Origin of the sequence: Nonomuraea sp. MG754425, assembly GCF_021699195.1 — a bacterium.
Taxonomy (GTDB): Bacteria; Actinomycetota; Actinomycetes; order Streptosporangiales; family Streptosporangiaceae; genus Nonomuraea.
On sequence record NZ_SSXE01000099.1, the window covers coordinates 27,943 to 46,865 of the forward strand.

Consider the following 18,923-nt stretch of genomic DNA (forward strand, 5'->3'; position numbering starts at 1 on the left):
GTACGGCTACGGTTGGGTCCGTGGGCTTCAACGAGCTGCTCGGCGACCTTGATCACAGTGCCAGCGCCCAGGCGGCGGGCATCAGACGCGGCTACGGCGGGCCGCCCGCCCGCGACGTGAGCGTCAGATCGGGGCTGACCCGCCTGCGCTGCGCCTCCCTGCTCAAACCCCTGTACGCGTGGGTGTGCGCCGCCCGCATCCCCGACACCGCCCGGTGGCGCCGGCACGCCGAGCCCGCCGTCGTCGTCTCCTCCAACGCCGACACGCTCAACCTGTGGCTCGCGATCGGCCCGCGGGTCATCCTCGACGACCTGCGCGAACGCACCGGCGTGGCGTGGACGCCGCCGAACGGCGACCCGTCCAGGTTCGGCTCCGTCGAGGTCGCGGCCCACGAGGTGGCCGCCGCGTACGCGGTGCTCGCACAGGCGGCGCTCGCGGGCGACCCGGACGCCGAGGCCGTGCTCGGGTGGATGGGGGAGGTGGAGCGGTCGCAGGCGTACGGCGCGCGGGAGGCGCTCGGCTGGCCCGGGGCCGCGATCAAGTGCGGCTGGTACGGCGCACCCGACGAGACCTGCCTGCGTACGCACGCCGTGGCCGTCCAGCCGCACGGCGGCACCAGGGTCAGCGTGGTCGTCGCGATGACCGCGATGCCCTACACCGAGCCGCACGAGCGCGAGGTCTACCGCGAGCGGGTGGGCCAGGGGCTGCCGGTGGAGGCGGAGCACGAGAAGGTCGCCGGCCCGCTGCTGCGCGGCCTCATGGAGGAAACCTCGGCGGCACTGGGCCACTGAGGGAACCCGCGATGAGCCGCCCGGCCCGCTGGGGGCCGTGCCGCGTCAGCGGTGGTTCAGCGATGAGCGGCCCGGCCCGCTGGGGGCTGTGCCGCGCCGGCGGCGGTTCCGCGGTGATCCGCTCGACCCCGTCGAGGGCCGCTCTTGGCTGGGTCTGCCGTGAGCCGCTCTGGGGGCGCGGGTCGCGTTCGGCGGGGCTGCTGAGGTGAGCCGCCCGGCCCGATGAGGTGAGCGTCAGCGGGGGTCTGCGGTGAGTCGTTCGACGACCTGCGCCAGGTCGGCGGGTTCGACGCCGTCCGGCAGTTTCTCGGCCCACACGTGGCCGCGGAAGGCCGACCGCTCCTCCTCCGTCAGCTCCCCGGGGTCCACCGGCGGCCGCTGTCCGGCGAATCGTGCCAGGTAGAACAGCTCCCGCTTCAGGAAGCGCCGGCCCAGCCACCGGAAGTCGCGCTCGACCTCGACGTGGCGGTCCAGCACCGCCGAGCCCGGCAGCCCGGTCTCCTCGGCCAGTTCCCTCCTGGCCGCCTCCAGGTGCGTCTCGCCGGGTTCGAGCCGCCCGCCCGGCGGCTCCCAGACGTCCGAGCCGGCGATCTCGTCGTACCAGTGCATCAGCAGCACCCGGCCGTCGCGGTCGAGGCAGACCACCCGGGCGGCGGGACGCTCGTCGATGTCGCTCATGCGGCCAGAGGCTACCCCGGGACGTGGTTGCGCAGGCGCAGGGCGTCGGGGTAGGGGGAGAAGTAGGTCTGGTCGCGCACCCAGGCCGCCGCCTCGCCGCGCGCGTGATGGCGCAGCAGCGTCGTCGGCACGCTCAGCGGCACCAGGCCCGCCCGGTAGGCGTCGATGACCTCCACCACGTCGGCCCGCCTGACCGGGTCGAGGTCGAGCATGCCCAGGCAGTGCTGCAGCACGTTGACGTTCTTGCCCGTGGTGGCCTTGGTGGCGAGCGTGCTCCGGAACACCTCGGTGTAGCGGGCGGCCACCTCCTCGCGCGGTCGCGCGCCGGCGCCGGCCACCACGCGGCCCGCCTCCCGGTAGAGCCGCGGGTCGTGGGCGAGCAACTGCATCTTGTGCCGGGCGTGGAAGGCGACCAGGTCGCGGGGCCGCCAGTCGCCGCCGAGCAGCGCGCGCAGCCGGGCATGGGCGAACACCCGCTCCACGAAGTTCTCCCGCAGCAGCGGGTCGTGCAGCCGGCCGTCGTCCTCCACCGGCAGCAGCGGATGGCGCTCCATGACGATCGCGGAGAACAACCCCTTGTTGCGCCGGTCGGCCGGGGCGCCGCCGGGCCGGTAGACGGGCACGCCGTGGATGCCGCAGGTGGGGCTCTTGGCCTTGAAGACGTAGCCGTCCACGTCGAGTTCGGCGGCGCGGCGTTCGGCGAGCGCGATCACGCGGTCCGTCAGGTCGACCCGCGACGTGCGCGTCAGCAGGCGCGGGCCGTTCTCGGACTCCTCCAGGCGCATGGACTCGCGCGGGGCCCCGAGACCCGCCTCCACCTCGGGGCAGACCGGCACCCAGTCCACGTACGGGCTGAGCTCGTCGGTCAGGAACCGGTCGCGGCTGTGCCCGCCGTTGTACCGGACCAGCTCGCCCAGCAGGCAGGAGGAGACGGCCACCCGGGGGCGTTCGGCCGGTCCGCCGGTCGTCCCGGGCTCGTTGATCACCTTCACATTGCAGCCCGGGAATCGGGGTGCGGGCAACCAAGCCCGAGAAGATCATTTGACGCCGGACGCGCTCTCCGGGCGCTCACCGCTTCATCGCCCCGTCGGCGATGGCGTCCGCGGCCTCGCCGATGGCCATGCCCACGATCTCCAGCCGGCGCACCAGCTCCCGCTCCTTCATCGCGTCCGCGGTGATCTCGCCGGAGAAGATGCGGGAGATCTCGTACTGGTACATGCGCCGGATCGCCCCGCCCGCCTTCTTCGCCTCCAGCGCGTCGTGCGGGACCGCCGACGGGCGGGCGGCGAGGCTGCGCACGGCCCCCTCCAGCGCCTCGACGCCCACGATCACCTGGTCCAGCATGGGCGTGAAGCGGATCTGGTCCGGCACCCGGTACAGGTGCGACTCGCGGACGAAGTCCCGCAGCGAGTCGAGCACGTCGTCGATCGAGCGGGACAGCCGGAACAGGTCCTCCCGGTCGATGGGCGTGACCAGGGCGTTCTTCAGCTCATCGACGAGCCGGGCGCGCTCCTCGTCGCCCAGGTGCTCGATCGAGCGCATCTCCTCGTGCGCGCCCGTCCTGCCGACCTCTCCACCGATCATGGCCATGGCCAGCCACGCTCCTTCCTTGGTCGCCTCCAACTGGCCGAGCAGCGCCTCCAGCAGCGCGCCGTCCATGCGTCCGGTCATCAGGTCCCTGATCCGCCGCAGCCGTTTCACACTCACCCTCCCTCACGAGAGCTCCACGCTCGCGAACCCCTTGACCAGCAGGGCGAGCCCCCAGCCCAGCAGCCCGCTGGCGGGCAGCGTCAGCAGCCAGGCAACGACGATCTTGACGGCCGCGTACCAGCGGACCCGGCCGCCGCCCTGCGCCACGCCCGCGCCGACGAGACCCCCGGCGATGGCCTGGGTCATGCTCACCGGCATGCCCACCGCCGCGCAGCCGATCACCGCCACGCCCGCCGCCAGCTCCGCCGCGACCCCGTGCGGGGGACGGGAGACGATGATCTCGCGGCTCAGCGTGCGGCCCGCCCGGGGCAGCCCGTACATGGCGCCGAACGCGAACAGCACGGCCACCGCCACCGTGTACTCCAGCGGCGCGCCGGTGAACCCCAGCGCGATCATGAACACGGCCAGCATCTTCTGGCCGTCGTTGGCCGCGTACGCGAAGGTCTGCAGCAGGAAGCCGGCCCAGTGCCAGCCCCGCAGCCCCCGCGCGGTGGTCGTGGTCACCAGCATCCGGATGATCGGCCACGCCAGCAGCCCGCCCGCGAACGGCGCCGCCAGCCCGAAGGCCAGCACCAGCACCACCCAGTGCGCGGAGATCTGCAGCTCCCAGCCCAGGCCCGCCCCGGTGAGCCCGCCCACCACGGCCAGGGTCAGGCTGGTCGGCCGTCCCTTCGCGCTGAGCACCCAGACGACGGCGAGCGCCGAGACGACCGCGATGGTCACCGCGATCCGGCCGCCGGGCCCCTCGAAGGAGCCCAGCCGGGTCACGAACGTCAGCGCCACCTGATGCGTCATCAGCGGCACGACCGCCACCAGCACCGTCAGCACCGCGATCCCGGTCACCGGACGCACCACGGGCAGCTTCAGCCCGGTCGCGAGGAGCGCGCCGCCGTCGTTGACCCCGGACACGACGGCGAACAGGCCGGCCACCACGATCAGCACGAGGGCGTCCAAGGGCGCGCACTCCATCCCGTCCCGTCCCGGCGGGACCCGCTCGCTGCGAAGGGGCGTTCGCCGCCCCGTCCGTCACATCCGCTTCCTCAGCGCTTCCAGACGACTACCCAGAATGAACATGCGCCCACGGCGATCGGGGGTCCAGGCCCCGGAGCCCGGCGCCACGGGTACGCTCGACCGGAGACCGCCGGCCGCGACGGCGTTCGATCACCCACGTCCTCGAGAGTGAAGGCATGACCAGCCCCGCCGAATACATCCTGACGCTGTCCTGCCCCGACCGGCCCGGTGTGGTGGCCGCCGTGTCCGGCCTGCTCGCCCGGCACGGATGCAACATCATCGAGAGCCAGCAGTTCGGCGACAGAGTGGCGCAGCGCTTCTTCATGCGCGTGCAGTTCGCGGGCCCGCTGGGCGAGGACGACCTCAACACCGCCTTCGCCGCGCTCGCCCCCGACTTCGCCATGGACTTCAAGCTACGCGACGTGGCGCGCAAACCGCGCGTGCTGATCATGGTGAGCAAGTTCGACCACTGTCTGAACGACCTGCTCTACCGCGTCCGGTCCAAGGCGCTGGACATCGAGATCGCCGCCGTCGTCTCCAATCACCCCGACCTGCGTCCGCTCACCCAGTCCAGCGGCATCGACTACCACCACCTGCCGGTCACCTCGGAGACCAAGCCCAAGCAGGAGGCCGAGGTGCTGGCGCTGGTGGAGCACTACCAGGTCGACCTGGTCGTGCTGGCCCGCTACATGCAGGTGCTGTCGGAGGACCTCTGCCAGAAGCTGGCCGGGCGGGCGATCAACATCCACCACTCGTTCCTGCCGTCGTTCAAGGGCGCCAAGCCCTACCACCAGGCGCACAACCGGGGGGTCAAGCTGATCGGCGCCACGGCCCACTACGTGACCGCCGACCTCGACGAGGGGCCGATCATCGAGCAGGAGGTGGCCCGGGTCAACCACAGCCACTCTTCCGAGGACCTCGTGGCCATAGGGCGCGACGTCGAGTGCGTGGCCCTGGCCAGGGCGGTCAGGTGGCACGCCGAGCAGCGGGTGCTGCTCGACGGCCACAAGACGGTCGTCTTCCCCCGTTGAGAGGGCCGGCTGCTGAGAGGGGCCGGCTCAGGGCCGGAAGGTGCCGAAGAACCAGGGGTTGCCCTGCGGGTCGTGGCAGGCGTACTCGCGCGACCCGTACGGCTGCTCCACCAGTTCCATGGTGATCGTGGCGCCCGCCGCCTTCGCGCGGGCGTGGTGGGCGTCCACGTCGTCCACGGCGACGTAGACGCCGGGGCCGCCGGGCCGTCCCTGGCCGATCATGATCATGTCGTCGCCGACGAGCAGTTCCGCGTGGTGGACCACGCCCTCGTCGTTGGTGGCGGCCTCGTGCACGCGGAAGCCGAACGCGCCGGTCAGGAAGTCGATCGCGGCCTGGCAGTCGTGGTAGCGGGCGAGTGCGTAAACGGTGCGTGTCATGGGGCCCACGATGCCCCGGCGACGGCCCCGGGTCTTGGACGTATCTGACCTGGCGTGGTGCCGCCCAGCACGCGGAACTCGCGGTTCAGGTGCGCCTGGTCGTAGAAGCCGCACTCGGCCGCCGCCTCGGCCGGGGCCGTGCCCGAGCGCAGCAGCCGCAACGCCCGGCCGAACCTGATCACCCGGGCGGCCGTCTTCGGCGGCAGCCCCACCTGGTCGTGGAAGCGGGCGACGAGATGGCGGTGACTCCAGCCCAGCGACTCGGCCAGCGACGACACGGCGAGCCGGCCGCCCGACTCCAACAGCCGCGCCCACGCCCACGGCAGCTCCGGCCCCAGCACGGGACCCGCCGCGATCCGCTCGCGCAGCAGCCGGTCGGCCAGCGCCAGCCGGCCCCGCCACGACGCGGTCGCGGCCAGCCGCTCGACCGCCAGTTCGCCCCAACGGCCCAGCAGGTCGGCGACCGGCACCACCCGGTTGGTCAGGTGCCGCATCGGCAGCCCGTACAGCCGCCGGGCCCCGAACGGCGTGAGGAACACCTCCACGCCCTCGGCCGGCCCGGCGGTGCGGGTGACGGTGAAGCGGTCGCCGAGGCCGCCGCCGAACGCCGTGACCCGCTGCCCGTCGGCCTCCATCGGCGCGCCGAAGGCCAGGATGAGCACCGCCCCCGGCATCGCCGTCTCCGACCGGGTCACCGGTGCGGCGTAGTGCTCGCGGTAGGCGCACAGCCGGGTCACGTAGGGCCGCAGGGCGGCGCTGGGGACCGCCTCGACCATGACCGGACCCGGCCGCACGCTCATACGTTCGAGACTACAGACCGGTGTGCCCGGCCAGGAAGGTCAGCGTGTCGGCCGACAGGTCCACCGACCTGCTGATCGAGCGGGCGCCGTGGCCGACCTCGGTCTCGTTGCGCAGCAGCACCGGCCGGTCGGCCGAGGAGGCGTGCTGCAGCGCCGCGCACATCTTCCACGCGTGCAGCGGGTGCACGCGCGTGTCGGACTGGAACACGGTGAACAGCGTCGCCGGGTAGGCCACCGACTCCTCGACATGGTGGTACGGCGAATAGCCGCGCAACCAGCCGAACTGCTCGGGGTCGTCGGCCGAGCCGTACTCGACGTTCCAGGTCGCGCCGAGGCCGAACTTCTCGTACCTGATCATGTCGAGCAGCGGCGCGGAGCAGGCCACGGCCGCGTACAGGTCGGGGCGCTGGGTCAGCGCCGCCCCCACCAGCAGGCCGCCGTTGGAGCCGCCGGAGATGCCGAGCTGGGCGGGCGTGGTCACGCCGGTGGCGATGAGGTGCTCGGCCGCGGCGTGGAAGTCGTCGAAGACGTTCTGCTTGTTGGCCAGCATGCCGGCCCGGTGCCACTCCTCGCCCTCCTCGCCGCCGCCGCGCAGGTTGGCGATGGCGTAGACGCCGCCGGCCTCCACCCAGGCCAGGACCGAGGCCGAGTAGCCGGGGGTCATGGACAGGCCGAAGCCGCCGTAGCCGTACAGGATGGTGGGCCGCGGGCCGCTCTGCTCGCCGACGGGGGAGATGACCAGCATGCGGACGTCGGTGCCGTCCTTGGAGCGGTAGACCACCTGCTCGGTGCGTACCGGCGGCACCTCGACCGCGCCCGGTGAGGCGGCCCAGAGCGTGGTCTCGCCGGTCCGCGCGTCGTAGCGCTGGATGGTCGGCGGCGTGGTGTTGTCGGTGTAGCCGAACCACGCCTCGTGACCGCCCTCGGGACGTTCGGCGATGCCGCCGATCGAGCCGAGCCCCGGCGTGGGCACCTCGCCGATGCGCTCGCCGGTCGCCAGGTCGTGCACGGTGATCTCGCTGATCGCGTGGCGGGTCCAGCCCACCAGCATGACCGGGCGCTCCAGGTCGTCGAGGATCGCGAACGTGCTGAGCACCGCCTCGGGGTGCTCGGGGATCAGCACGCGCCAGTTGTCGTAGCCCGGCTCCGCCGGGTCGGTGACGCACACCCGGCCCCGGGAGGCGTCGCGGTCGGTGTGCACGTAGAGCTTGCCGTCGCGGCCGAACGCCAGCCCGACCTGCGCGTCCACGCCCTCCTGGACGACCTTCAGCTCCGGCCGCTCGATCGGCGAGGCGGTCAGGTCGGCCACCCAGACGTCGTTGCGCGGCGCGGTGCCCTCGTGGGCCGAGACCTGCAGCCAGCGGCCGTCGCGGGAGACGGAGACGCCGTAGTAGTTGGTCATCTTCAGGCCCTGCCCGAAGATCATCACGTCTTCCTCGGTGGAGGTGCCGACGCGGTGCAGGTAGACGCGGCGGTGGAACTGCGTCTCGTTCTCCGGCACCTCGGTGCTCGGCAGCCTGCGGACGTAGTAGAACGCCTCGCCGCCGGGCAGCCAGGCGATCGGCGAGTAGCGGCAGCGGTCGATCGGCCCCTCGACCCGGAGGCCGGTGGCCACGTCGATGATGTAGACGATCGACTCCTCGTCACCGCCCACCGAGATCTGGTACGCCAGCAGCCGCCCCTCCTTGTCCGGCTGGACCGCGTCGAGCGTGGTCAGGCCGGACGGGTCGATCGCCATCGGGTCGATCAGCGCCCGCTCGGTGCCGTCGGGCTCGACCACGTAGTAGACGGCGTGCTCCTGGTCGGGGGTGCGCCGGGAGAAGAAGTACCGTTCGCCACGCCAGGTCGGGACGCCCACCGACCCCGACCTGAGCAGTTCGGCGATGCGGCTCTTGAACCGCTGCGGTCCGCGTTTCGCGGCGAACAACTCGGCCTGCGCGAGCAGCCACCCCTTGGTCTCGGGGCTGTCGGGGTCCTCGAGCCACCTGTAGGGGTCGGGGACGGGTGTTTCGTGCAGGATGTCGACGATGTCGTCGCGACGTGCTGTTGGGTACGGCTCTCGCGTCATGCACGGAACCCTACTGCCAATGAGCATGCGTAAAGCGCTGGTAGAGCGGGCATAAAACGTACCGTGAGTCCCTATGGTCAGCCCGGCATGAGGATTTTGGGGTGGCGGGGACCACGGTGCAAACGCCAGACTTGGTGACAGGACGGTGCCGTGGTGACCATCCGCTGGACCGTCCGGCGGAGGTCCACGTGACGGAAGCACAAGTGCCCCAGGAGGGGCCGCCAGCCGGGACATGCCGCGGCATGTCCCCTTTGATACGCGCGCAGCGGGAAGAGGCCCGATGATGCGCCAGGTCCTGCTGCTGAATGCCACCTACGAGCCACTGACCACCCTCTCGCTGCACCGCGCCGTGGTGCTGGTGTTGCGGGAGAAGGCCGACGTCGTCCACCGTGACGGCCGGGGCACGGTGCTGCGGTCCGCCAGCCGTACGCTCGAAGTGCCCTCGGTGATCCGGCTCCGCAGATATGTCCGCATCCCTTACCGATCCCGCATCCCCCTGACCAGGGCCGCCCTCATGCGGCGCGACGACTTCCGCTGCGCCTACTGCGGGCTGAAGGCCGAGACCATCGACCACGTGATCCCTCGGTCCAGGGGCGGCACCCACACGTGGGAGAACTGCGTCGCCTCCTGCACCACGTGCAACCACAGAAAGGCCGACAAGTACCTGGAGGAGCTGGGGTGGACGCTTCGTGTCAGCCCCGCGGTGCCACGGGGCGCCCACTGGCGGCTCATCGGCGCCTCGCTCGTCGGTGACCCGCAATGGGCGCCCTACCTGGAGGCAGCGGCCTGACACACGTTTGAGCCGGGGTTCGCCGCCTGACACCATGTGCAGGCATGTGGACCTTCACCTCGGCCGTCGAGGAGTACGCCGGGGTCGCCGAGCCGTTCCTGCTCGGCGACCCGGTGCGCAACACGGTGCCGCTGACCGTCCTGGCGAACCTGCGGGCGGGCATGCCCGTACGCGATCCCCTGTTCGGGTGGTGGACGGCCGGCGGCGCGGTCCGCGGTGCGGTCTTCCACACGCCGCCGCATCCCGCCGGGCTCTTCGCCGTGCCCGTCGAGGCCGTCGCGCCCCTGGTCGAGGCGCTCGGCGGCGAGTTGCCGGTGTTCGTGGGCCCGCGGGAGGTGACCGACGAGGCCACCCGGCTGCTCGGCGCGCCGCGGCTGGTGGTCTCCGAGCGGCTCTACCGGCTCGGCGCGCTCGCCGTCCCCGACGTCCCCGGCCGGGGCCGGCTCGCCGTGCCGGTCGACTTCCCGCTGCTGGTGAGCTGGTACCAGGGTTTCGGCGAGGAGACGGGGATGGGCCACGGCGAGGTCGCCGACGTGGTCGCGCGGCGGTTGCAGCACGAGGAACTGTTCGTGTGGGAGGCGGAGGGGGCGCCGGTCTCGCTCGCCGCGCTGTCCCCGGCGGTCGGCGGGGTCTGCCGGATCGGCCCGGTGTACACGCCGCCGTCACGGCGCAGGCGCGGCTACGGCGCGGCCGTCACCGCGCACGCCAGCCAGGTGGCGCTCGCCGAGCGCTGCGAGCAGGTCGTCCTGTTCACCGACCTGGCCAACCCCACCAGCAACGCCGTCTACCGGGCGATCGGCTACGAACCAGTGGCCGACTACGCCCACATCGCCTACACCGGCCGCGGTTAAGATGAGCGCATGCCGCGCTACGACTTCCGATGCCGCTCCTGCGGCTCCACGTTCGAGGTGTCCCGCCCGATGTCGGCCTCCGACGATCCGGCGGCCTGCCCCGAGGGCCACGACGACACGGTGAAGCTGCTGTCCACCGTCTCCATGACGGGTGGCGCCGCCGCGCCCAGGGCCGGTGGTGGCGGCGGCGGGTGCTGCGGTGGCGGCTGCTGCGCCTCCTGAAGCCCCCGCCGACCGGCCGGTACGGGGCGGCGCCCCGCTGCTGGGCTGCTGCTAGGCGGTCAGTCGCCGCTCGGCCGCCGGGGTGGTGCGCCGCTTACGGCGCTGGAACGGCAGGAACCGGTCGGCCAGGTGCGGCCGCGACGGCGTGAGCGTGGGCTCGACCGCGATGATCCGGTCGAACCGGAACGCCCTGATCGCCCTGCGCAGCCGGCACACGCCGACGAGATACCAGTATTCGCGGTGCACCAGGCAGGTCACCGGCTCGACGTCGCGCACGGTGACGGCGCCCGCGGCGTCGCGGTAGTGCAGACGGATCATGAGCCGGCTGGTGATGGCGTCGGCCATCAGCCGGGCGCGGGAGGCGACGTCGACGGGCAGCGGCTCGGTCAGGGTCGTGAGGGTGGCGGCGATGACGTCGTCGTCGAGGTCGAGGTGCTCGAACACGTGCTGCAGGCCACGCCGTGCGGTGACGGCCTGGGGCCCCGCTCCGAGGTGGGCGAGGGAGAGGGCGAGGGCGGCGATCTCGGCGGTCGTCAGCGGGCGAGTATCGTGCTTCACGACTGTCGTCATACCCATAGAATACGGACCGCCACCGACAATTTTCGAAAGTCTGTCCGGGAAGACAGGTCACTGTGCGGCAGGCGAGCACCGAGGTCCGCCCGCCGCACAGGAACGCGGAGCGTTACCGCGAGAGCTGCGACAGGTCGCGCGAGGCGCCCGTCGAGGCGGACGTCGTCATCGCCGCGTACGCCTGCAGCGCCACGCTCACCGCCCGTTCGCGGTCACGCGGCCGGTATCCGCCCAGCTCGGCCACCAGCCGCTCGCGCCGCGCGGCCAGTTCGGCCTCGGGCACGCGCAGCTCCATCGAGCGGCCGGGGATGTCGATGTCGATGATGTCTCCGTCCTCGACCAGCGCGATCGTGCCGCCCTCGGCAGCCTCGGGCGAGGCGTGCCCGATCGACAGCCCGGAGGTGCCGCCGGAGAAGCGCCCGTCGGTGACCAGCGCGCACACCTTGCCCAGGCCCTTGCCCTTCAGGAACGACGTCGGGTAGAGCATCTCCTGCATGCCGGGGCCGCCCTTGGGGCCCTCGTAGCGGATGACGACCACGTCGCCGGCCGTGACCCGGCCGCCGAGGATGCCCTCGACCGCCTGCTCCTGCGACTCGAACACCACCGCCGGGCCGCTGAACTTCCAGATCGACTCGTCCACGCCGGCCGTCTTCACGACCGCGCCGTCGCGCGAGATGTTGCCGTAGAGCACGGCCAGGCCGCCGTCGGCGGAGTAGGCGTGCTCGCGGTCGCGGATGCAGCCCGCCTCGCGGTCGAGGTCGAGGTCGTCCCAGCGGTTGTCCTGGGAGTAGGCCTTGACCGTGCGCACGTTGCCGGGGGCCGCGTGCCACAGCTCCACGGCCTCGGGCTTGACCGTGGGCGACAGGGCGTCCCACTGGGCCAGCAGGTCGGCCAGCGTGCCGCCGTTGACGGTGGGCACGTCGCGGTGCAGCAGCCCGGCCCGGTCGAGCTCGCCCAGGATGGCGGGGATGCCGCCGGCGCGGTGGACGTCCTCGACGTGGTACTTGGCCGTGGCCGGGGCGACCTTGCACAGGCACGGCACCCGCAGCGAGATCTCGTTGATCTCCTTGAGCCCGAAGTCGACCTGCGCCTCGCGGGCGGCGGCCAGGATGTGCAGGATCGTGTTGGTCGAGCCGCCCATCGCCACGTCGAGCGCCATGGCGTTCTCGAACGCCTCACGGGTGGCGATCGAGCGCGGCAGCACCGACTCGTCGTCCTCCTCGTAGTAGCGGCGGGTGATCTCGACGAGCTGGCGGCCGGCGTCCTCGAACAGGGTCTTGCGGGCCTTGTGCGTGGCCAGGATGGTGCCGTTGCCGGGCAGCGCCAGGCCGATGGCCTCGGCCAGGCAGTTCATCGAGTTGGCGGTGAACATGCCGGAGCACGAGCCGCAGGTCGGGCAGGCGTTCTCCTCCATCTCCAGCAACTCGGCGTCGGAGACCGAGTCGTCGGCGGAGGCGATCATCGGGTCGATCAGGTCGAGCTTCTTGCCCGGGGTCTTGCCGGCCTCCATGGGGCCGCCGGAGACGAAGATCGTCGGGATGTTCAGCCGCAGCGCGGCCAGCAGCATGCCGGGCGTGATCTTGTCGCAGTTGGACACGCAGATCAGCGCGTCCGCGCAGTGGGCGTTGACCATGTACTCCACGGCGTCGGCGATCAGCTCGCGGGAGGGCAGCGAGTACAGCATGCCGCCGTGGCCCATCGCGATGCCGTCGTCGACCGCGATCGTGTTGAACTCGCGGGGGATGGCCCCGGCCTGCCTGATCGCGGCGGAGACCACGTCGCCCACCTCGCGCAGGTGCACGTGGCCCGGCACGAACTGGGTGAAGCTGTTGGCCACCGCGATGATGGGTTTGCCGAAGTCGCTCCCGGCTACGCCGGTCGCCCGGAGCAGGGCCCGGGCACCGGCCATATTCCTGCCATGGGTGACTGTGCGTGACCTGAGGGCGGGCATTGGGCATCTCCCATCGTCGGTGAGTCTTCACATGTTACGGCCACTGCCCGGTAAATGAGACGCGTGTCCACGCATCGGACGGTTGGTTACCGGATCGTGCCGCAAACGACGTCGCCGGCGGCCGAACTCGTGTTACAGAGATCAGATGAGCCACGGGGCAGCCATGCTCGACGACCCCGCGAGGGTCGGCAACTTCATTCACACGATAGACCGGTTATGCCGTAGACCCGCCATGGGCGAGGGCGTCCAGGACTCACCGCACGTCGCCAGACGATCGCTGCTGTCCGGCCGGCGGGAGGGGGCCGAGGCCAGGCAGCACACCGGCCGCCGGGGGATCCCGCTGGTCCGGCTCAGCGAGGCCGCCGGCTGGCCCAGGGCGCTCGCGCCCAAGGACGCCGCCGCCACGCAGGTGATCTCGCCGGACATCCCGCGCGCCCACCCCGACGTCCAGCCCGGCGAGCCGGTGCCGAAGATCCTCGCCCGCATCGTCGCCGAACTGCGCAGCAACCGGCTGCGTTTCCCGCGCTACCGCCTGGTCGCCACGCTGGTCGAGCAGCTCGCCGACACCCACGCCAGGGAGGAGCACGCCCGCCGCGTCCTGCGCGAGTCCGACCGCAACTGGGGCTGGGGCGTGGACACGGCGGGCACGGGGGCCGAGCACGTGCCGTTCCCGGTCAACGTGCTGCTGCGGCTGCTGCCCGGCTTCCTGCACGACCTGCGGCTCAGCGGGCGGGTGCCGGTGCTCGGCGGGCGCTTCCGCTGGCTGCGCCGGGCGCTGTCGCACGACGACCGCCAGGCGCCCGGCGTGCCCGCCCTGCTGGCCGGCCTCGACCCGGCCGACGAGGGCCGCGTCGCGCGGCTGCTGCTGCGGGCCTTCATGGACGACCTCGCCCGGCAGTACCGGCGCTCGCCCGCCCACGTACGCGGCGCCGCCCACGTCTTCTACCCCCTTCTGCTCCTCAACGAGCACGGCGGCGAGCTGGTCGAGCTGCTGGAGGAGCGGCGGGCCGGCCTCGACAGGTTCGACCCGGTCGTGGTGGTCTCCTACACACCGGACACCGTCCGGCTGGAGGACGACGAGGAACCCCTGTGGATGCTCATCCGCTGGCGCCGGGAACTGGTCACCGCCGACAGCGCGGCGGACTGGCAGCGGGTGCTGCGGACCCCGCTGGCCATCTCCGCGCCGCCGCTGCCGCCCGACCTGTCCCGCTACGACGTCGCCGACCTCACCTGGGTGCCGCCCGCCCGCGTGGCCCCCTGGTGGTCGTCGTGGATCGCCATCACGCTGTTCTGGATGGCGCTGGCGGGCGCGGTGGGCGCGTACGCCGGCCAGACCGCCGCCTGGCACCGCAGCGCCTGCGCCACCGGCCTGTGGACGCCGTGGACCGAGAGCGGCAGGCAACTCGCCGGCACCGAGTGCGTCGGCGTGGCCGAGCCCGACTACCTGTTCTCGCCGGGCAACGCCGAGATCGAGCGGGTCCAGGCCGTGCTCAGGCAGGAGAACGAGCGGGCCGAGCGGCTCCACGAGAGCAGCGACCGGCCGTACGTGACGATCGTCTACCTGGCGGCGCTGACCTCCACCGACCGTGACACGCTGGCCGCCTCCCGTGAGGGCCTGGCCGGCGTGGCCATCGCCCAGAGGCGGCAGAACGGCTCCGTCGGCCCCAGCGAGCCGCTGGTGCGCATCCTGCTGGCCAACGCGGGCGGCCGCATGCAGCACGGGTCGCGGATCGCCCGGCTGCTGCTGCGCTACCAGGACGGCGCGGCGCCCATCGTCGGCGTGGTGGGCCTGGACCAGAGCCGTCAGGAGACGGTCGCGGCCATCCAGGAGCTGGGCGAGGCGGGGCTGCCCATGGTGGCCTCCACGCTGTCGGCCGACCGCCTGGTCAACGACTCGCCGTTCTACTTCCAGGTCGCGCCGCAGAACTCCCGGCAGGCGTGGGTGGCCGCGGCCTTCGCCGCCTCGCTGGCGGGCAAGGGCGAGGTGAGCCGCCGGGCCCGCGTCTACTACTCCCACGACGAGACCGACTACTACGTCTCCAACCTCAAGACCCGTGTCCTGGCCCGGCTCAAGGAGCGCGGCTTCGCGGTCGAGGGGCACCGCTACACGGCCATCGGCTCGGCCAAGCCGACCCCGGCGGACCGCAGCGACGACCCCTACGCGGGCGACCCGCGCGACGCCGGGGTGTCGGCCTGCGGCTTCGACGGGCTGGTGTACTTCGCCGGACGCGGCATCCCCGACTTCGCCGCGTTCGTCAAGGGCGTCGCCGACAAGTGCGCGGGCTCGCACCCGGTCATCCTCGGCGGGGACGACGTCACCCGGTACGTCGCCGACGTGCGCCTCAGGGCGGCCGTCAGCGGCATCGACTACTACTACGAGTCTTTTGCCGCCGCGCCCAGGAAGTGCGGGCAGCCGCAGCGGCACAGCTTCTACGCCGACCTGTTCGCCACGTTCCCCTTCGAGTGCGAGGAGCCGGGGCCGGGCCGCACCCTGGACGGTCACGCCGCGCTGTCGTACGACGCCACGGAGACGATGATCACCGCCATCCGCCGGCTGGGCGGCATGCGCCACCGCGTGCCGGTGAACTCCTACACCGTCTGGCGCCAGCTCGGCACCCTCTACACCCCCGACTCCAGCGGCCACGCCATCGAGGGCGCCACCGGGGCGCTCGACTTCGGCACCGACTCGCCCCGGCAGTACCCGGTGGACAAGGCCGTGCTGATTCTGCACGTCAAGGACGCGGACCGGCCCACGCATGTCGGGGCCTGCGGCGACATCACCGGATCTACCCGCGGCGAGCTGTTCTCCTGGTGCGGCTCGATCCCGGAGATCTACCGCTGAGGAGGCCGGGGGATAAGCGACCGGCCGCCCACCTCGACGTGAGGTCGGCGGCCGGCGGAAAAGCGGATCAGCCCTCGCCGTAGCGGGCCGGCAGCACCTGAGCGGCGATGTCGTAGATGCGGTCGATCTCGGCGGTGGTCAGCGCCCGCTCCCGCTTGGTGATCCACTTGCGGGCGCGGTCGCCCTGGTAGACGTCCACCCCGCGAATGTTCATGATCTTCCACGGGACCGGTGGCCCGTAGATCGCCAGGGAGGGCACGACGGAGATCTCACGGCCGAACGACTCGCTGATCAGCTCGCTGGCCTGGGACGCCTCCCACTTGGCCTCGGTGAGCCGGGGCTTCATGTCGAACGGACCGTGATAGAGCTTCTTGCCCATCTGCACGCGGACCGGCAGCCGCCGGTCCCACTTCTCGGAGTCGACCGCGTACACGCCGGTCGGGCCCACCACGAGGTGGTCGATCTGGGCCTCGCTGCCCGGGATCGCCCTGGCGTGCAGTGTGCGGTAACCGCTGCGTTCGAGCCTGCGCAACTGCGCCTCGGTACGGCGCTCGGCCACGGACGTGCGCCGCCACGCCGGTACGGACGAACTGGATCTCGCGCGATAGACCGCTTCGAGCACGGCCGCGATCACACCCGCGGTCACGCCCACCCGCCAGTCGCGCACGAGAAAGCCCACTGCCACGCCGGCGACCACTGCCACGATCGCGCGATTGCGCAGGCGGCGGAAGGTCGGATGTTGCAGCAGGCTGCCCACGGACGCGCGTTCTACAGGCGCGTACGTGGAGGTGGGCGCCGAAGGCTTCGCGGCAGCGGTCTGCTCACTTTCTGGTCGGTCGCTCACCCAGATCGGTGACGTGTTGTGACCGTCTTCTCGCTGGTTGTCGGAGTCCACGCAACTCACCGTAGCCCGGGGTTTCGATTGATTCCTAGTGTTGCCGCGTCCATAGTTTTATGGCCCAGCTCATCGTGTTCCACGCATGCTTTCGGGGTATATCTACTGTTCTTCTCTAGAGATGCCCCGCCGTAAAAGATCTTAACCTGTGACTGCACGACAGTCACGACGGGTCTGGCCGGGCGCGCCGACGAGGTTTACGGTCTTGGTGTGAAAAGCGCGGCGGAGATTCTGCTCTTTCTCATCGGGGCGTCCATGGGGTTGTTCGTGCTGATCACCCTGCTCGTCATGGTGCCGGGGCGCGGCGCGCAGCGCCGGATCGAGGCCGGTCCCGTGTGGCTGGGAGGGCCTTCCAGGAGCGAGCGCGGGGTGAGCACGTCCGGTCTCGTGCTGGCCGACAGGGCGGCGCACTGGTCGGAGGAGCCCGAGCACGACTGGGTCAGCGCGGCGGAGACGGCCGAGCCCGGCATGCGGGCCGGCGGCGCGTCCGCGGGATGGTGAGGTGACCGTGAAAGGACTGACCGCCGCCCAGGGCGACGACGTGAGACAGGCCCTGCACACCGCGGAACGGCGCAGCGGGCTGCGCTTCGGCGTGTTCCTCGGGCAGCCGGTGGGCGGCCGGCGGCACTTCGCCGAACGCCTGCACGCCGCCCTGGGCCAGGACGCCGACGACGCCGTCGTGGTCTACGTCGACCCGAACGGACGGGCGCTCGAGATCGTGACGGGCGAGAACGCCCGGCGGCGGCTGAGCGACGGCGCGTGCCGGATGACGGCCCTGTCGATGGCCACCGCGTTCAGCGCCGGCGACCTGATCGGCGGGCTCCTGTACGGGATCGGCGCACTCGGCGAGCAGGCCACCGCCCGCCGCTGACCAGGGCCTGGGGCGCGGGCGGCTCAGGGCTGCCGGTCGAGCAGCGACACCACGTGCTCGCTGACGCCGCGCAGCAGGGTGGACGGCGCGATGGGCGTGCCGGCGACCGCCGAGAACAGCGCGGGCAGGCCCGGCAGCGGGAAGCCGTCGTCCTTCAGCGCCGCCGTGCCGATCGGGTTCTTGTCGAGCGCCGCGCGGCTGCGCTCCCAGGCGTCGAGCACCTCCTCCGGCGACGGCACCCCGAACCCGTGTCCCACCGGGGCCGCGTGGCGGAGCCGGACGAGCGGCGTCTCGGCGAAGGCCAGCGCGGTGCGGGCCCGCGACTGCAGGTCGGCGCGCGGCTCGGGATCGATCCAGTCCATGGCCGTGCAGGGGTTGCGGCAGGTGGCCACGCACACCCCCAGCGCGCCGGCCACCTGGCTGTGCAGCCGGTCGAAGTACGCGCGCCAGCCCTGGCCCGGCTCGATCGAGACCCGCAACGTGCGGTTGGTGGCCGACTGCTCGGACTTGGTGTGGTCGCACTCCCGGTCGCCGATCACGCCGAACCTGCTGCCCGCCGCGCTCAGCCCCGCCGGCCACCTGGCCGGGTCGCCGGCGTGCCCGAGCTGCGGCTCGAAGGCCAGCAGCGGCAGGTACTCGCTGGCGATGTGCACCGCCGCGATCATGGTGCTCAGCTCGCGCCGGTGCCAGCGCACGGCGATGACCTCCAGCAGCAGCCCGTACGCGGGCCGCAGCGACTCCAGCGCCCCCCGTGGCTGCTCGCGTGGCGTCTGCGGCATGTGGCAGGCCCTGGCCCGCCGCCGCAGGTCGGCCGGCACCACCCTGGCCTCGGCCGCGAAGTCCTCGGCGTCGAGCGAGAGCAGCCGCTGCCCGAACTCGCACACCTCCGCGATCTCCTCCGCCGGCGCGAGCGCGCCGAGGTCGGCGAAGGCGTAGCGGCGGGCAAGGGCGACGAACAGCTCACGAGTCGAGTCCACGCGACGACTTTCTCACGATCAGCGAACGGTTACGGACATCAGACGGACGCGGGCGGGAGCGCCCGGTTCACGACGACGGCCGCGGCCCGGCGCCCACCGGCGACGGCGGCGAACCGGGCGGGAACGCCCGGTGTCACGGGCACGGGGCCCGGATGCACTGGATGTCGCCGGTCGGGTGGCCCGCCGTGGGCTCGGACGTCGGCTCCTGCGGGCCCGGCGTGGTGGGCGCCTCCGTCGGCTGCTCGGGCTCGGAGGTGGTCGGCGCGGGCGAAGGACTCTCGGCCGGGACGGAGGCGGAGACGGTCGGGCTGGGGGAGGGCACGATCGTCGCCGTACGCGTCGCCCGCGGGGAGGGCACGCGCTTGGCCGGCTGCGTCGTGGGCCGGCGTTCGGTGGCCGTCGGCGTGGTGGGGACGGGCTCGGCCGTGCTGCCGCTGGTGGTGGCGGCGGGCACGGGGACCTCCTCGCGGGCCGTCGGCTCGGCGGG

General features: G+C 72.3%; 20 protein-coding genes (1 of these 20 running past the window's edge). 8 read left to right on the forward strand and 12 right to left on the reverse strand.

Annotation, left to right across the window (positions count from 1 at the left end):
- The first annotated feature begins 20 nt into the window (after positions 1-20).
- Complete coding sequence (locus FAF44_RS30175; RefSeq protein WP_237106696.1) at positions 21-791, forward strand: hypothetical protein; 771 nt, start codon at positions 21-23, stop codon at positions 789-791.
- 234 nt (positions 792-1,025) lie between these two features.
- Here FAF44_RS30175 and FAF44_RS30180 read toward each other — a convergent pair whose 3' ends face one another.
- From FAF44_RS30180 to FAF44_RS30195, 4 genes are all read right to left on the reverse strand, one after another.
- Positions 1,026-1,469 (reverse strand): NUDIX domain-containing protein, encoded by a 444-nt coding sequence (locus tag FAF44_RS30180; protein ID WP_237106697.1) that lies wholly within the window; start codon positions 1,467-1,469, stop codon positions 1,026-1,028.
- Between the two features lie 11 nt (positions 1,470-1,480).
- On the reverse strand, positions 1,481-2,455 hold the full coding sequence (locus FAF44_RS30185; protein WP_237106698.1) for a DUF523 and DUF1722 domain-containing protein: 975 nt from the start codon (positions 2,453-2,455) through the stop codon (positions 1,481-1,483).
- Between the two features lie 82 nt (positions 2,456-2,537).
- Positions 2,538-3,170: a DUF47 domain-containing protein gene (locus tag FAF44_RS30190; RefSeq protein ID WP_237106699.1), complete on the reverse strand. Its 633-nt coding sequence runs from the start codon at positions 3,168-3,170 to the stop codon at positions 2,538-2,540.
- 12 nt (positions 3,171-3,182) lie between these two features.
- Entirely contained in the window at positions 3,183-4,133 is a 951-nt protein-coding gene (locus FAF44_RS30195) for an inorganic phosphate transporter (protein ID WP_237106700.1), read from the reverse strand.
- Between the two features lie 233 nt (positions 4,134-4,366).
- Between FAF44_RS30195 and purU the strand changes: the two genes are divergently transcribed.
- Complete coding sequence (gene purU, locus FAF44_RS30200) at positions 4,367-5,221, forward strand: formyltetrahydrofolate deformylase (RefSeq protein ID WP_237106701.1); 855 nt, start codon at positions 4,367-4,369, stop codon at positions 5,219-5,221.
- A gap of 27 nt (positions 5,222-5,248) precedes the next feature.
- On the opposite strand, the gene FAF44_RS30205 is transcribed toward purU, so the two are convergent.
- Genes FAF44_RS30205 through FAF44_RS30215 form a run of 3 tightly spaced genes read right to left on the reverse strand, consistent with a single transcriptional unit; the run spans position 5,249 to position 8,467 of the window.
- Positions 5,249-5,599: a glyoxalase/bleomycin resistance/extradiol dioxygenase family protein gene (locus FAF44_RS30205; protein ID WP_237106702.1), complete on the reverse strand. Its 351-nt coding sequence runs from the start codon at positions 5,597-5,599 to the stop codon at positions 5,249-5,251.
- The gene (locus FAF44_RS30210; protein ID WP_237106703.1) at positions 5,596-6,399 is read right to left on the reverse strand and encodes an AraC family transcriptional regulator; all 804 of its coding nucleotides are present in this window, start codon (positions 6,397-6,399) and stop codon (positions 5,596-5,598) included. The genes FAF44_RS30205 and FAF44_RS30210 overlap by 4 nt, the downstream gene beginning before the upstream one ends.
- Positions 6,400-6,409: 10 nt before the next feature.
- A complete protein-coding gene (locus FAF44_RS30215; protein WP_237106704.1) occupies positions 6,410-8,467 on the reverse strand; it encodes a prolyl oligopeptidase family protein in 2,058 nt (685 codons plus the stop codon).
- Positions 8,468-8,750: 283 nt separating this feature from the next.
- Between FAF44_RS30215 and FAF44_RS30220 the strand changes: the two genes are divergently transcribed.
- The 3 genes from FAF44_RS30220 to FAF44_RS30230 are packed head-to-tail and all read left to right on the forward strand — an operon-like array spanning position 8,751 to position 10,330.
- The gene (locus FAF44_RS30220) at positions 8,751-9,257 is read left to right on the forward strand and encodes an HNH endonuclease (protein WP_237106745.1); all 507 of its coding nucleotides are present in this window, start codon (positions 8,751-8,753) and stop codon (positions 9,255-9,257) included.
- A gap of 44 nt (positions 9,258-9,301) precedes the next feature.
- Positions 9,302-10,108: a GNAT family N-acetyltransferase gene (locus FAF44_RS30225; protein WP_237106705.1), complete on the forward strand. Its 807-nt coding sequence runs from the start codon at positions 9,302-9,304 to the stop codon at positions 10,106-10,108.
- Positions 10,109-10,117: 9 nt separating this feature from the next.
- The gene (locus FAF44_RS30230; protein ID WP_237106706.1) at positions 10,118-10,330 is read left to right on the forward strand and encodes a zinc ribbon domain-containing protein; all 213 of its coding nucleotides are present in this window, start codon (positions 10,118-10,120) and stop codon (positions 10,328-10,330) included.
- A 51-nt stretch (positions 10,331-10,381) separates the two neighbouring features.
- On the opposite strand, the gene FAF44_RS30235 is transcribed toward FAF44_RS30230, so the two are convergent.
- A complete protein-coding gene (locus tag FAF44_RS30235) occupies positions 10,382-10,900 on the reverse strand; it encodes a WYL domain-containing protein (protein ID WP_237106707.1) in 519 nt (172 codons plus the stop codon).
- 112 nt (positions 10,901-11,012) lie between these two features.
- Entirely contained in the window at positions 11,013-12,851 is a 1,839-nt protein-coding gene (gene ilvD / locus FAF44_RS30240; RefSeq protein WP_237106708.1) for a dihydroxy-acid dehydratase, read from the reverse strand.
- 145 nt (positions 12,852-12,996) lie between these two features.
- Between ilvD and FAF44_RS30245 the strand changes: the two genes are divergently transcribed.
- Positions 12,997-15,693, forward strand: a complete 2,697-nt coding sequence (locus FAF44_RS30245) for an ABC transporter substrate-binding protein (RefSeq protein WP_237106709.1) — start codon at positions 12,997-12,999, stop codon at positions 15,691-15,693.
- 67 nt (positions 15,694-15,760) lie between these two features.
- On the opposite strand, the gene FAF44_RS30250 is transcribed toward FAF44_RS30245, so the two are convergent.
- Entirely contained in the window at positions 15,761-16,450 is a 690-nt protein-coding gene (locus FAF44_RS30250; RefSeq protein WP_237106710.1) for a nuclease-related domain-containing protein, read from the reverse strand.
- 348 nt (positions 16,451-16,798) lie between these two features.
- Between FAF44_RS30250 and FAF44_RS30255 the strand changes: the two genes are divergently transcribed.
- Together FAF44_RS30255 and FAF44_RS30260 are read left to right on the forward strand one after the other, a co-directional pair.
- Positions 16,799-17,089, forward strand: coding sequence for a hypothetical protein (locus FAF44_RS30255; RefSeq protein WP_237106711.1), 291 nt, complete (start codon positions 16,799-16,801; stop codon positions 17,087-17,089).
- Between the two features lie 7 nt (positions 17,090-17,096).
- A complete protein-coding gene (locus tag FAF44_RS30260; protein WP_237106712.1) occupies positions 17,097-17,459 on the forward strand; it encodes a DUF5130 family protein in 363 nt (120 codons plus the stop codon).
- A 23-nt stretch (positions 17,460-17,482) separates the two neighbouring features.
- Here FAF44_RS30260 and FAF44_RS30265 read toward each other — a convergent pair whose 3' ends face one another.
- Both FAF44_RS30265 and FAF44_RS30270 read right to left on the reverse strand, forming a co-directional pair.
- A complete protein-coding gene (locus FAF44_RS30265; RefSeq protein WP_237106713.1) occupies positions 17,483-18,436 on the reverse strand; it encodes a hypothetical protein in 954 nt (317 codons plus the stop codon).
- Positions 18,437-18,454: 18 nt separating this feature from the next.
- Positions 18,455-18,923: the final stretch of a serine/threonine-protein kinase gene (locus tag FAF44_RS30270; protein ID WP_237106714.1), read on the reverse strand. It continues 1,100 nt past the right edge of the window; the window shows 469 of its 1,569 coding nt (coding positions 1,101-1,569); the start codon falls outside the window, past its right edge — the gene reads right to left on this strand; its stop codon occupies positions 18,455-18,457.